Below are 14,165 nucleotides of genomic sequence, written 5' to 3'. Positions count from 1 at the left end.
CATGATTGATATTATTATCATTTTACTGCTTGTTATGGGATTTTTCCTCGGCTTACGCAGAGGGTTCATCTTGCAACTTGTAAAGTTAACAAGCTTTATTATCGCATACCTTGTTGCATACTGGTACTGTAAAGATTTAGCGCCAGCACTTGCGAAATTTATTCCGTATCCATTTGATAAAAACGTATCTGTTCCAGAATGGATTGATGCAAATAATATTGAGACAGTATTTTATCAAGCGCTTGCGTTTATCATATTGTTTATTATCACAAAAATTGCACTTTCATTACTTGGTAATTTGTTAAATATGTTTGCAGAAATACCGGTTTTAAAGCAAGTAAATGCGTTTGCGGGGGCAATCCTCGGATTTTTAGAAGTATATATTATTTTGTTTGTCTTAATTATCATTGGGAACATTCTTCCGATTGAACAATTACAAACACCATTACAACAATCATCAATTAGCAAAATAATTGTAGACGATACACCGATTCTCTCTGAAAAGGTGAAGGAACTATGGCAGACAGGTAGCAGAGTATAACTTCTCTTTTTTCGGAAAGAGAAGTTTTTTTCTATGAAAGAAAGGCGGGACAATGATGAAAGTAAATAAAAAACAAGTGATTAAATTATTAGAGACAATCGGGCTTTTTATGGAACTAAAGGGCGCGAATCCATTTAAAATATCGGCGTTTCGTAAAGCGGCAGCAGCATTAGAAAGTGATGATCGTAGTCTTTCTGAGATTGAAGATTTCACGAAGATTCCTGGCATTGGAAAAGGAACAGCAGCAGTTATTCAAGAATATATAGAGTCGGGAACATCTGAAGTATTACAAGAGCTTGAAAAAGAAGTGCCAAGTAGCTTATTACCGTTATTAAAATTACCAGGCCTTGGTGGTAAAAAGGTAGCTAAGTTATATAAAGAACTTGGTGTTGTTGATATGGAATCGCTAAAAGCGGTTTGTGAGGAAAATAAAGTACAAGCTTTAGCTGGTTTCGGTAAGAAGACAGAAGAGAAAATATTAGAAGCAATCGATCAAGTAGGATCTCGTCCGGAGCGTTTACCAATCGCGACGGTATTGCCTATTGCCGGGGAAATAGAGGAGAAATTGTCGAATATTGCTGAGGTAATTCGTTTCTCGCGCGCTGGTAGTTTGCGCCGCGTTCGTGAAACAGTGAAAGATTTAGACTTTATTATTGCAACGACAGAACCAGCTGCAGTACGTGAGCATTTACTACAATTCGATAATATGATTGAAGTAATTGCGAGCGGGGATACGAAAGTTTCTGTTCGTCTTCAATATGAATATGATATTTCGATTGATTTCCGCTTAGTAAAACCAGAAGAGTTTATTACAACTCTTCACCATTTCACAGGATCAAAAGACCATAACGTAAAAATGCGTCAAATCGCAAAAGATAAAGGCGAGAAAATTAGTGAATATGGCGTGGAGAACTTGGAAACAGGTGAAGTGAAAACATTCGAGACGGAAGAAGAATTCTTTGCTCATTTCGGTCTTCCATTTATCCCGCCAGAAGTGCGTGAAGATGGAAAAGAAATTGAATTAATTAAAGAGTATCCAAACTTAATTCAGTTCTCTGACATACAAGGTGATTTACATATGCATACAACATGGAGTGACGGTGCTTTTTCTATTGAAGAGATGGTACAAGCATGCCGTGCTCGTGGATATAAATTTATGGCAATTACGGATCACTCACAATACTTGAAAGTAGCGAACGGTTTAACGAAAGAGCGCCTTCGTGAACAAGCGAAAGAAATTGAACGTATGAACGAAAAGTATCCAGACATTACAATTTTACGCGGAATTGAAATGGACATTTTACCGGATGCTTCGCTTGATTTTGATGATGAAGTATTAGCAGAATTAGATTATGTCATTGGAGCAATTCACTCGAGCTTCTCACAAGACCGTGAAACGATTATGAAACGTCTTCGTGCGGCGCTAGAGAATAAGCATGTCACAATGATTGCTCATCCGACAGGACGTCTTCTTGGACGCCGTGAAGGTTATGATGTAGATACAGACTTATTAATCGAACTCGCAAAAGAAACAAATACAGTTTTAGAATTAAATGCAAATCCAAACCGTCTAGATTTAAGCGCGAAATTATTAAAACAAGCACAAGATGCTGGTGTAAAAGTAGCGATTAATACGGATGCTCATACACTTGAAATGTTAGAAGATATGGAAACAGGTGTAGCGGCAGCGCGTAAAGGTTGGATTCAAAAAGATAACGTGATTAACACGTGGGATATTGAACGTTTATTAGACTATATTAAACGTAATAAGTAACACAAGGGGGACCTGCAACATGTTAGAAAGAACGTTGCGTGTATTAGAATACAATAAAGTAAAAGAACAATTACTTGAACATACAGCATCTTCACTTGGTCGTGACAAAGTGAAGCATTTAGTGCCGAGCACTGATTTTGAAGAAATTGTAGAAATGCAAGATACAACGGATGAAGCAGCGAAAGTCATTCGTTTAAAAGGTAGTGCACCATTAGGTGGTATTACGGATATTCGCTCCAATGTGAAGCGTGCAAAGATTGGAAGTATGTTAAGTCCAAATGAACTACTTGATATTGCGAATACGATGTATGGTAGTCGCAATATGAAACGTTTCATTGAAGATATGGTTGATAATGGTGTCGAGCTTCCCATTTTAGAAACGCATGTTGCTCAAATTGTATCTTTATATGATTTAGAAAAGAAAATTACAAATTGTATCGGTGATGGCGGGGAAGTAGTCGATAGCGCAAGTGATAAACTGCGCGGTATTCGTACTCAAATTCGTACTGCGGAAAGCCGTATTCGTGAAAAGTTAGAAAATATGACGCGTTCTTCAAACGCGCAAAAGATGCTGTCTGACTCGATTGTAACGATTCGTAACGAACGTTACGTAATCCCGGTAAAACAAGAATACCGCGGCGTATATGGCGGTATTGTTCACGATCAATCGGCTTCTGGACAAACGTTATTTATTGAACCGCAAGTCATTGTAGAATTAAATAACGCGCTTCAAGAAGCACGTGTGAAAGAAAAACAAGAAATCGAACGCATCTTATTAATGTTAACAGAAGAAGTGGCAGTAGAAGCGGATATCGTTTTATCAAACGTAGAAGTAGTTGCAAATCTTGACTTCATCTTTGCGAAAGCTTTTTATGCGAAGCGTATTAAAGCAACGAAGCCAATCGTAAATAACGAGCGTTATATGGATTTAAGACAGGCACGTCATCCGCTTATTGATCCAGAAGTTATCGTGCCAAATAACATTATGTTAGGGAAAGATTTCACGACAATTGTTATTACGGGACCGAATACAGGTGGTAAAACAGTTACGCTGAAAACAGTTGGTATTTGTGTATTAATGGCGCAATCAGGTCTTCACATTCCAGTAATGGATGAGTCAGAGATTTGTGTATTCAAAAATATCTTTGCTGATATCGGTGATGAGCAATCGATTGAACAAAGCTTAAGTACGTTCTCCTCACATATGGTGAACATTGTTGATATTTTAGAAAAAGCTGATTTTGAAAGCTTAGTTTTATTCGATGAGTTAGGTGCTGGAACAGACCCGCAAGAAGGGGCTGCACTAGCCATTTCCATTTTAGATGAAGTATGTAATCGTGGTGCTCGCGTTGTTGCTACGACGCATTATCCAGAATTAAAAGCATACGGATATAACCGTGAGCAAGTTATTAATGCGAGCGTTGAGTTTGATGTAAACACGTTAAGCCCAACGTATAAATTATTAATCGGTGTACCAGGACGTAGTAATGCCTTTGAAATTTCGAAACGTCTTGGATTATCTGATCGCGTCATTGAACAAGCGCGTAACCACATTAGTACAGATACAAACAAAATTGAAAATATGATTGCGAAGCTAGAAGAAAGTCAAAAGAATGCAGAGCGTGACTGGAACGAAGCAGAAGCGCTTCGCAAGCAATCGGAAAAACTGCATCGTGAATTACAACGTCAAATTATTGAATTTAACGAAGAACGTGATGAACGATTATTAAAAGCGCAAAAAGAAGGGGAAGAAAAAGTCGAAGCTGCAAAGAAAGAAGCAGAAGGCATTATTCAAGAACTTCGTCAATTGCGCAAAGCACAGCTTGCAAACGTGAAAGATCACGAGCTAATTGAAGCGAAGAGCCGTCTAGAAGGCGCAGCGCCAGAGCTTGTAAAGAAACAAAAGGTAAACGTGAAAAACACTGCGCCGAAACAACAGTTGCGCGCAGGTGATGAAGTAAAAGTATTAACGTTCGGTCAAAAAGGTCAATTACTTGAAAAAGTAAGCGATACAGAGTGGAGCGTACAAATCGGTATTCTGAAGATGAAAGTAAAAGAATCCGATATGGAATACATTAACACACCGAAGCAAACAGAGAAAAAAGCAGTTGCAACAGTAAAAGGTAGAGACTATCACGTTTCTTTAGAACTTGACCTTCGTGGAGAACGATTTGAAAATGCAATGGCGCGCGTCGAGAAATATTTAGACGATGCCCAGCTTGCAAGCTATCCTCGCGTATCAATCATTCACGGTAAAGGAACAGGAGCACTTCGCCAAGGTGTACAAGATTACTTGAAGAAGCATCGCGGTGTGAAAACATTCCGTTACGGTGATATGGGCGAGGGAGGCCTAGGCGTAACAGTTGTCGAATTAAAATAGAAAACAACGAAACAAAGGGGAAACCATTATATGTTTATGGACAAACTTGCAAAAGTATTGTTAGCTTGTTGCGGAATATTTTTGGTGATTGGGGTTATTTATTTAGTTGTTTTTGCGAAGTAAACGAGCGTCAATCGTGGCATAATGATATTGCCATAGATTGACGCTTTTAATATATATGAAAAGGAATAAGCTATGAAAATCAACCAATACATAAGCGAAGCAAAATCTTGCTCAAGACGTGAAACAGATCGCTTTATTAAAGCTGGACGCGTGGCGATTAACGGTGAAATATGTACGCACGGTGCACTCGTGGGCGATGGTGATGTTGTAACGATTGATGGGCAGGTTATTGCAAAAGAAGAGAAAGAAAAGGTGTATATCGCCTTTCATAAGCCAGTTGGTATTACTTGTACAGCAGCTGATCATATTGAGGATAATATTATTGATTATATTAATTATCCTGAGCGTATCTTTCCTGTTGGGCGATTAGATAAAGCGTCAGAAGGTCTTATTTTATTAACGAATGACGGTGCGATTGCAAATCAAATTTTACACGGTGATCATGAGCATGAGAAAGAATATGTTGTCACAGTCGATAAACCTTTTACAGATTGGTTTATTGATGAGATGTCTAGCGGTGTAAAGATTAAAGATGGGATGACGAAGCCGTGTAAAGTGACGAGGGTTGATCAGTCTACATTTCGAATCGTTTTAACGCAAGGAATGAACAGACAGATTCGTAGAATGAGTCGGGCTTTCGGGTTTACTGTAACAAAGTTAAAGAGAGAACGCATTATGAATATAGAGCTAGACGATCTTGAAGTGGGAAAATGGCGAAACATTACAGATGGGGAATTAGAAATATTAATAGGACAGCTATAGGGAGGAAAAATTTTCTCCCTATATTTTTTTGTCAGAAAAAATAAAACTATTGATTTTTTAAAAAATAGACCATATAATAAAAAACAACAAGTTTCGACAAGATATTTTATAAAAGTAATGATGAGGACATGAGTTGTTTTTTACGATTCTCAGAGAGGGAAGCCTTAGGCTGTGAGCTTCCTAATACGAAAAGACAGACTTACCACCTCTAAACTTCAAGAGTGAACTGCATGATGCATTGTAATTCTTGGCGGATAAAACCGTTATCAATTTACACGAGCTATAAAATGAGCTTATTTCGTTATAAATTCATTTTATTAGAATAAGGGTGGAACCACGATTTCAACACTCGTCCCTTTGTTAGGGACGGGTGTTTTTTGCGTTCTTTTACGGGGAAGTATGCTTGAAAGAGGATATGTGACGGATTTTGATTCAAAATATTTTGTTAATTCACAATTATTATGTAGGAGGTTAGTAGAAATGAAATCATCTTTAAAGTTTTCTGAGATGTTTGCAATAAGTTTAATGTTATTTGCACTATTTTTCGGTGCGGGTAATATGATTTTTCCACCAGCATTAGGACAAGGCGCTGGAACAGATGTATGGATCGCACTATTTGGTTTTGTCGTAACAGGCGTTGGATTGCCTTTATTAGGAGTTATCGTTATAGCTTTAAAGGGAGATATTAATGAGCTAGCAGGGCGTGTACACCCTATATTCGCACTAGTTTTTATTACTGCAATTTATTTATGTTTAGGCGTATTCGTAAGTGTGCCGCGTACAGGAACTGTTGCTTATGAAATGAGTGTTGCACCGTTTTTACCAAGTGAAATAGCTGGTCAATCGTATCCACTTGTTATCTTTACATTTATTTTCTTTGCTGTCACTTTCTATTTAGCTTTAAACCCATCAAAATTAGTGGGCCGCATCGGTAAAGTATTAACTCCGATTTTATTAGCTGTTATTGCAATCATCGTAGGTAAAGCATTTATTACACCAATTGGAGAATTTGGCGCACCGACAGAAGCGTATAGTGCTCCTCTTTTCAAAGGATTTATTGATGGATATTTAACTTTAGATGGACTTGCAGCGCTAGTATTCGGAAATGTTGTCATTCATGCTTTAAAAGAAAAAGGAATTACAAATAAAAATAGCATTGCAAAAGTAACAATTTTTGCAGGATTTATTGCGGCACTTGGTTTACTACTAGTTTACTTGGCGCTTGCTTATCTCGGAGCTTCTAGTGTCTCTCTTGGAATGGGAGCAAACGGAGGGATTATTTTAACAAACGTTGTAAATCATTTATTCGGTAGTTACGGAACTCTATTATTAGGAATCGCAATTACAGCAGCATGTTTAACAACTTCTGTAGGTATTGTTGCAGCTTGCGGAGAATATTTCTCTTCTTTATTACCAAAACTTTCTTATCAAAAGGTTGTTTTCATTTTCTGCGTATTAGCATTTATGGTAGCGAATCTTGGATTAACTCAGTTAAATGCATTAGCATTACCGATTTTAATTGCAATTTACCCAATTGGTATCGTGCTTATTGTATTATCACTTGTTGAAAACTATATTCGTCTTCCTTTAGTCATGTATGTAGGTGGTATTGTAGGAGCATTCATGATTAGTTTCTTTGATGGGTTACACAATGCAAATCTTGAGATTGCAGCATTAACACCAATTTTAAATAAAATTCCATTATATAGTGTAGGGATTGGTTGGTTCGTTCCTGCTCTAGTAGGTATTGTAATTGGATATATTATTTCTTTGTTTCAAAAGCAAGAAGTTGCTGTAGAAAAATAGAGAAAAGAGGCTTTCTATGAAAGAAAGCCTCTTTTTTTGTAGAAAAAGCCGCATATAGAGAAATTTAGATATTTAAAATTTTATACGTAATATAGTTGACAAAAAAATTATGAGTAGGCTAAGATTGACTTAGTTGTGGAAATATTGGAAGGAAAGTGAGGAGTGAAAGGTATAAGGTTTTCTATAACAATATTATTTTTGTAGATAGAGGTGATCAAGTAGGAAGATGGATAGTTTTATTTTTTTTGAGATTCATTGAGAATGATAATCAACGAAATAAATAGGGACTTATGTTAAAATAAGAATCGCTCTTTATAAAGAATAGAGAGGGATATTATTTTTAACATGAATTGAGAATGATAATCAATAATATCTGTATTACATAAACAAATTACAATTAAATAAGGATAGAAGATTATTATTTTTTTCTAATATAATGAGAATAATTATCATTTTCAAAAAGTGTGGATGAAAGATAAACAAGGAGGAAGTAAGCCAAATGAGAAAGATTTCTGTATTACCCGCTTTTATTATAACGTTCGTATGTATGCTAGCTTTTCTTGTCATGCCATATGGGAAAGTTGCAGCACAACTAGCTGACGGTACTTACGATATTAACTATGTCATTCAAAAAGCGGAAAATGATTCAGCTTCAATGGCAAATGATTATTTTGAAAAACCAGCTAAGCTAGTTGTGAAAAATGGTGAGATGAGAGTGCAAATCCCGATGAATCATAGTGCTTGGATTACAGAATTTAAAGCACCTGAGAACGGGAATTTTGTTGATGCAAAAGTTGTTAGTAAAGATGAATCGACAGATAAAAGAACAGTAGAGTTTAAAATAGATGATTTATCTAAACCAGCAGCTGCAAAAATTCATGTTGTTGTACCAAACGTAAATTATGACCATAACTACACAATTCGCTTTGCATTTGATGCAAATGTAAAAGCGGTAGGTGGAGAAAATAAAGCAACAGCTGTAACAAAGAATAACGATCAAACAAAAACAGATACAAAAGTAAAAGAAGAAGTGAAAAAAGAAGAGAGTAAAGAAGCAAATAAAGAAGCGAACAAAGGAACAAATGAAAGTGGTAAAGCTGAAAAAACAGATAACCCAAAAACAGGCGATGAAGCACGTATTGGATTATTTGCAGCGTTAATCCTTATTTCAGGAGTTTTCTTCATTCGTAAAGTACGTCAAAACTAAATAAAGGAGCGGTATTCCATTGAATAGATATTTTAAAATTGTTGTTGCGATGTTTTTAATGATATTTACATTCGTATCAACATTACAACCTCTTGCAGTTCAAGCAGCAACTCAATTAGCTGACGGTGAATATTCAATCGGTTTTAAGGTTATTAAAGATACATCGGATGAAGTATCTAAAATGAATGACTATGTTATAAGTCCAGCTACTTTAAAAGTAAAAGATGGCAAACAAAAGGTCTCATTCACTTTAAAGAATAGTGAGTGGATTACGAAGTTTACAACAGAAAAAAATGGTCAGTTTGTTGATGTAAATGTAATTGGTGAGAATAAAGAGCAGAATACTAGAGTAGTGGAATTCGATATAGTCGATGTAGCAAACCTTTTAAATGGAAAAGTAAAAGTAGATATTGATGCGATGGATTACCATCATATTTTTGACGTTCGCATTAAATTTGATTCAAGTAGTATTACACTAATTAAGGCAGAAAAGCCAAATGAAAAAGAGGATCCAGCAAATAAGCCAGATCCAAATGAAAAACCGGATCCAAGTCAGAAGCCCGACCAAAAGCCTGACCCAGATCAACAACCAAATTCTAACACAATTGCAGATGGAGAGTACAGTATTCCATTTAAAGTGTTAAAAGATAAGACAGATGAAGAATCTAGAATGAATACTTACATGGTAAATCCAGGAGTATTAAAAGTGAAAAATGGTAAGAAAAAAGCGGTTGTAACACTAACAGACAACGTATCAATTAAAAATTTCCAAACGGAAAAAGATGGTTCATTTGTTGATGCAAAAATAGTAAGTGAAGATAAAGAGAAAAATACAAGAGTAGTAGAATTCGAAGTAGACAATTTATCTAAAAAATTAAATGCAAAAATATTTATTGAAGTGGCATCAAGAAATTATAAACAAACGCATGAGGTACAGCTTTCATTTGACCAAGAAAAACTCAAGCCAATTAAGAATGAAGAAAAACAACCGGATGAAGATAAAAAGCCAGAAGCAGAAAAGCCGAATGTAGAAACAATTAAAGACGGTGAATACAGTATCAATTTCAAAGCTTTAAAAGATCAAACAGAAGAAATTTCAATGATGAACACGTATACAAAGAGTCCAGGCGTGTTAAAGGTGAAAAACGGTAAAAAATACGTATCATTCACATTAACGAATAGTGCATGGATTACAAAGTTTGAATTTGAGAAAAATGGTTCGTTTATTGATGCAAGTGTATTAAGTGAAGATAAAAAGGCTGATACACGCGTAGTGGAAGTAGAAGTAAACGACTTATCTAAAAAGTTAAATGCAAAAGTGAAAGTAGATATCGATTCAATGAATTACCATCATTTCTACAATATCCAATTTGCATTTGATAAAGATAGCATTCAGCCAGTAGAAAACCAAGGTGGAAACAACAACGAAGGTGGAAACGAAAACCAAGGTGGAAACAACAACGAAGGCGGAAACGAAAACCAAGGTGGAAACAACAACGAAGGCGGAAACGAAAACCAAGGTGGAAACAACAACGAAGGTGGAAACAACAACGAAGGCGGAAACGAAAACCAAGGCGGAAACAATAACCAAGGCGGAAACGAAAACCAAGGTGGAAACAATAACCAAGGCAATAACACAACCATTGATCCAAAAGCTCTTAAAGATGGTGAATATAGCATTGGTTTTAAAGTTTTAAAAGATCAAACAGAAGAAATTTCAATCATGAACACATATACAAAGAGTCCAGGTGTATTAAAAGTAAAAGATGGTAAGAAGTATGTATCGTTTACATTAACGAATAGTGCGTGGATTACAAAGTTTGAGTATGAAAAAAATGGTTCTTTCGTTGACGCGAAAGCGTTAAGTGAGAACAAAGAAAAAAACACAAAGGTAGTAGAAATAGAAGTAGATGATTTATCAAAAAAATTAAATGCAAAAGTAAAAGTAGATATTGATGCGATGAATTATCACCATTTCTACGATGTTCAATTTGTGTTTGATCAAAATAGTATTAAAGTTTCAGGTAACGAAGATGGAAACAACAACGAAGGTGGAAATGAAAACCAGGGCGGAAACGATAGCCAAGGTGGAAATGACAACCAGGGCGGAAACAATAGCCAAGGTGGAAATGACAACCAAGGTGGAAACAATAACCAAGAAGGAGATAATAAGCCGAAAGTAATCGTTGATCCGAAAAATTTAGTAGATGGTCAATACGATATTCCATTTAAAGTGTTAAAAGACAAAACAAATGAACTTTCAAAGATGCATGACTATACTGTGCATCCAGCAAAATTAATCGTTAAAGATGGTAAAAAGTACATTGAGATGACGCTGAAAAATAGTGCGTGGATTACGAAATTCCAAACAGAAAACAATGGTCTATTTGCTGATGCGAAAATAGTGAGCGAAGATAAAAATGCAAATACGAGAGTAGTGCAATTTGAAGTAAGTGATTTATTTGCAAAATTAAATGCAAAAGTAAAAGTAGATATTAACGAAATGAACTACCATCATTTCTACGATGTACAAATCCAATTTGATACAAATAATATTGGTGCGTTAGGAACGATTAAAGAGGATCCAAAAAAAGATCCGAAGAATGATCCGAAAAATCCAGTAACTACACCGAAAGTAGATAATGTAAAAACAGTAGGAACTCCTGATTTTAACCGAAATGCAGATGGTAAAAAGAAAAACGAAGCTACAAATAATGATGCGAAAAAAGAGAAAAACTCAAAAACTGCAGATACAGCACAGCTTGGTTTATACATGGTGCTACTGCTTGGGTCACTCGCTTTACTAGTTCGTAAATATAGAGCTGGTAGATTGTAATTTTGGGAGTCTTGATGCGTTTTCGGGCGCATCAAGACTTGTTTCATATTGTTTGGAAAGGAGTGGTGATTAAGAGTGAAGAAAATTGCAAGTGTACTAATGGCTATCATTTTATTAGTGAGTATAGCTGGTTGCTCCCCACAAAAAAAAGAAACAGCGAAGCCGGCAAAGAGTGAAAATAAAGAGAGGGTTGTTGCAACGACCGTCGCTGTTACTGAAATTATGGATGCGTTAGAAGTAGATTTAGTTGGTGTGCCAACGAGTACGAAAGATTTACCAAAAAGATATAAAGGTTTAGCTGAAGTCGGGAATCCGATGAGCCCTGATATGGAAAAAGTAAAGTCGTTAAAGCCGTCAGAAGTATTATCCGTGACAACACTTGAATATGAATTAAAGCCGGTGTTTGACGGTGTAGGTATGAAAGCAAATTTTGTGGACTTAACTAGTTTAAAAAATATGCAAAATTCCATTAGTAATTTAGGTAAGCAATATGGACGCGAAAAGCAGGCTGAAGCAGTTGTAACGAAGTTAGATAAAAAGGTTGCTAGCATTCAAAAAGAAGTAAAAGGAAAGAAAGAACCGACAGTGCTTATTTTATTAGGTGTACCAGGGAGCTATTTAGTAGCAACTGAGCATTCCTATATTGGAGATTTGGTGAAACAATTAGGTGGTAAAAACATTGTACAAGGTGAGAAAGTAGAGTATTTAGCCTCTAATACAGAGTATTTAAAGAAAGCTGATCCAGATATTATTTTACGAGCAGCACATGGTATGCCTGATGAAGTTGTAAAAATGTTTGATAAAGAATTTAAAACAAATGATATTTGGAAACACTTCGCTGCAGTTAAGAATAACCGTGTTTACGATTTAGAAGAGCGTTTATTTGGAACGACGGGAAATTTAGAGGCAATGGAAGCGTTAGATGAATTGAAGAAAATGATGTATCCGTGATGCATTTTCATATAAAGGAAGAGTGGAATGAATAAAAAAACTTGGAGTTTCTTCATTGTTACTGTATTACTTATTGTTATGACATCATTGTCAGCAATGAAAGGGAGTTTAGAAATAGGGATAGTAGACCTTGTACAAGGAATATTTACAGGGGCTAATGAAGATGTGAAAGTGATTAAAGATTTACGTTTCCCGCGTATTATTATTGCGCTGTTCACTGGGGCGGCTCTTGCAGTTTCAGGTGTGCTTTTTCAAGCTGTTATGAAAAATCCACTTGCTGATGCTGGAGTGATCGGTATATCTTCAGGAGCAAGTTTTATGACACTTGTTATTATTACGTTATTCCCGCAATTCTTTTTCTGGACACCAGTATTTTCCTTTTTAGGTGGTGCGTTTGCATGTTATCTCGTTTATGCCTTTTCATGGAAGTCAGGGTTAAGTCCACTTCGCATTATTTTAGTTGGTATAGCTATTAATGCGATGTTCACTGGATTAAATGAATCGTTCATTACGATTTGTGGATATTTCATAAAGAGTATTAAGCAAACGACGACTTCTAATATAACGATGAAGACGTGGGGTGATGTAGAAATAATGGTTACGTATGGAACAATTGGTCTTATTCTTGCTCTGTTTGTAGGAGCTTGGTGTAACTTATTATCACTACAAGATAAGACTGCGAAAAACTTAGGCTTGCACGTGACGAGAGTTCGTCTTATTATCTCTGCTATTGCAGTACTTTTAGCGGCAGTATCAACAGCGATTGCAGGTGTTATTGCTTTTGTAGGATTACTTGTTCCGCACATTTCGAGACAACTAGTTGGTTCAGACCATAAAGTGTTGATTCCATTTTCTGCACTTGCAGGAGCGTTATTAATTTTGACGGCGGATACGATTGGAAGGTTAATTGTGCCACCTAACGAAATTCCAGCGGCGACGATTATGGCAGTTATTGGTGGCCCATTCTTAATATTCTTGCTTAGAAAGAGTGATAAAGTTCATGGAAATTAAAAATGTAACCTTTTCATACGATAATGTAACAAATCGTTTAAAGTCTGTTAGTAGTGAAATAGAAATTGGGAAAATTACAACAATCATTGGTCCGAATGGTTGCGGGAAATCAACATTACTTGGTGTTATGTCTAGAAATCATGCTCCTAATAGTGGGGAAGTAATACTTGATGGAAAGGCGATTAGTGAGTATAAACCGAAAGAGTTTGCTAGAAAATTAGCTGTTGTCCATCAACAAAATGAGGCGCCAGCAGATATTACAGTGGAAAAACTAATAAGCTTTGGACGTATGCCATATAAAAATATTTTTTCTTCGCAAACTGATGAAGATAGAGAAGCAATTGAGCGTGCACTAACATGTACGAATTTGCAAAGTAAGCGTGAAAAGCCAATTCATGCTTTATCGGGCGGAGAGAGACAGCGAGTTTGGATTGCGATGACATTAGCTCAAAGTACACCAATGCTTTTCTTAGATGAACCGACAACATATTTAGATATTTATTATCAGCTAGAAATATTAGAGTTAGTGAAAGAATTAAATGAAGTGTATGGATTAACGATTGTGATGGTACTACATGATATTAATCAAGCCATTCGTTATAGTGATCATATTATCGTTATGAAAGATGGGGAAATTGTTACGAAAGGTAATCCTAATGAGGTAATAACAGAAGAAATGGTTAAAGCAATATATGGTGTAGATGTCGTTGTGAAACAAGACGAAGATACAGGGTTATACATGGTACCAATGGGAATTTAAAGGATGGGCATAAT

Annotated in this window: 10 protein-coding genes and 1 other annotated feature; all 10 genes read left to right on the top strand. The window is 36.0% G+C overall.

All coding sequences use genetic code 11. The features are described 5' to 3' along the window. Nucleotide 1: 1 nt before the first annotated feature. Nucleotides 2–541: a CvpA family protein gene (locus tag PDQ68_RS04845; RefSeq protein ID WP_000565408.1), complete on the top strand. Its 540-nt coding sequence runs from the start codon at nucleotides 2–4 to the stop codon at nucleotides 539–541. 55 nt (nucleotides 542–596) lie between these two features. Continuing rightward, the gene (gene polX / locus PDQ68_RS04840; RefSeq protein ID WP_061183311.1) at nucleotides 597–2,315 is read left to right on the top strand and encodes a DNA polymerase/3'-5' exonuclease PolX; all 1,719 of its coding nucleotides are present in this window, start codon (nucleotides 597–599) and stop codon (nucleotides 2,313–2,315) included. A gap of 19 nt (nucleotides 2,316–2,334) precedes the next feature. Beyond that, the gene (locus tag PDQ68_RS04835; RefSeq protein ID WP_000893733.1) at nucleotides 2,335–4,695 is read left to right on the top strand and encodes an endonuclease MutS2; all 2,361 of its coding nucleotides are present in this window, start codon (nucleotides 2,335–2,337) and stop codon (nucleotides 4,693–4,695) included. Between the two features lie 195 nt (nucleotides 4,696–4,890). Further along, a complete protein-coding gene (locus PDQ68_RS04830; RefSeq protein WP_061183310.1) occupies nucleotides 4,891–5,580 on the top strand; it encodes a 23S rRNA pseudouridine(2604) synthase RluF in 690 nt (229 codons plus the stop codon). 108 nt (nucleotides 5,581–5,688) lie between these two features. Then, nucleotides 5,689–5,940 (top strand) — a binding site (T-box leader). A gap of 120 nt (nucleotides 5,941–6,060) precedes the next feature. Beyond that, entirely contained in the window at nucleotides 6,061–7,386 is a 1,326-nt protein-coding gene (brnQ6, locus tag PDQ68_RS04825) for a branched-chain amino acid transport system II carrier protein BrnQ6 (protein WP_061183309.1), read from the top strand. A 499-nt stretch (nucleotides 7,387–7,885) separates the two neighbouring features. Then, a complete protein-coding gene (isdC, locus tag PDQ68_RS04820; protein ID WP_016718629.1) occupies nucleotides 7,886–8,593 on the top strand; it encodes a heme uptake protein IsdC in 708 nt (235 codons plus the stop codon). 19 nt (nucleotides 8,594–8,612) lie between these two features. Then, entirely contained in the window at nucleotides 8,613–11,429 is a 2,817-nt protein-coding gene (locus PDQ68_RS04815) for an NEAT domain-containing protein (RefSeq protein WP_061183308.1), read from the top strand. A 75-nt stretch (nucleotides 11,430–11,504) separates the two neighbouring features. Next, the gene (gene isdE, locus PDQ68_RS04810) at nucleotides 11,505–12,380 is read left to right on the top strand and encodes a heme ABC transporter substrate-binding protein IsdE (protein WP_074568225.1); all 876 of its coding nucleotides are present in this window, start codon (nucleotides 11,505–11,507) and stop codon (nucleotides 12,378–12,380) included. Between the two features lie 27 nt (nucleotides 12,381–12,407). Further along, complete coding sequence (locus PDQ68_RS04805) at nucleotides 12,408–13,391, top strand: FecCD family ABC transporter permease (protein ID WP_061183307.1); 984 nt, start codon at nucleotides 12,408–12,410, stop codon at nucleotides 13,389–13,391. Then, nucleotides 13,381–14,151: an ABC transporter ATP-binding protein gene (locus PDQ68_RS04800; RefSeq protein WP_061183306.1), complete on the top strand. Its 771-nt coding sequence runs from the start codon at nucleotides 13,381–13,383 to the stop codon at nucleotides 14,149–14,151. The genes PDQ68_RS04805 and PDQ68_RS04800 overlap by 11 nt, the downstream gene beginning before the upstream one ends. Nucleotides 14,152–14,165 lie beyond the last annotated feature (14 nt).

It is taken from the genome of Bacillus cereus group sp. Bc010 (assembly GCF_027716745.1).
In the GTDB taxonomy this organism is placed as follows: Bacteria; Bacillota; Bacilli; order Bacillales; family Bacillaceae_G; genus Bacillus_A; species Bacillus_A pacificus.
Note: the sequence above shows the minus strand (reverse complement) of the source record. Positions and strands in the feature narration are given on the sequence as shown.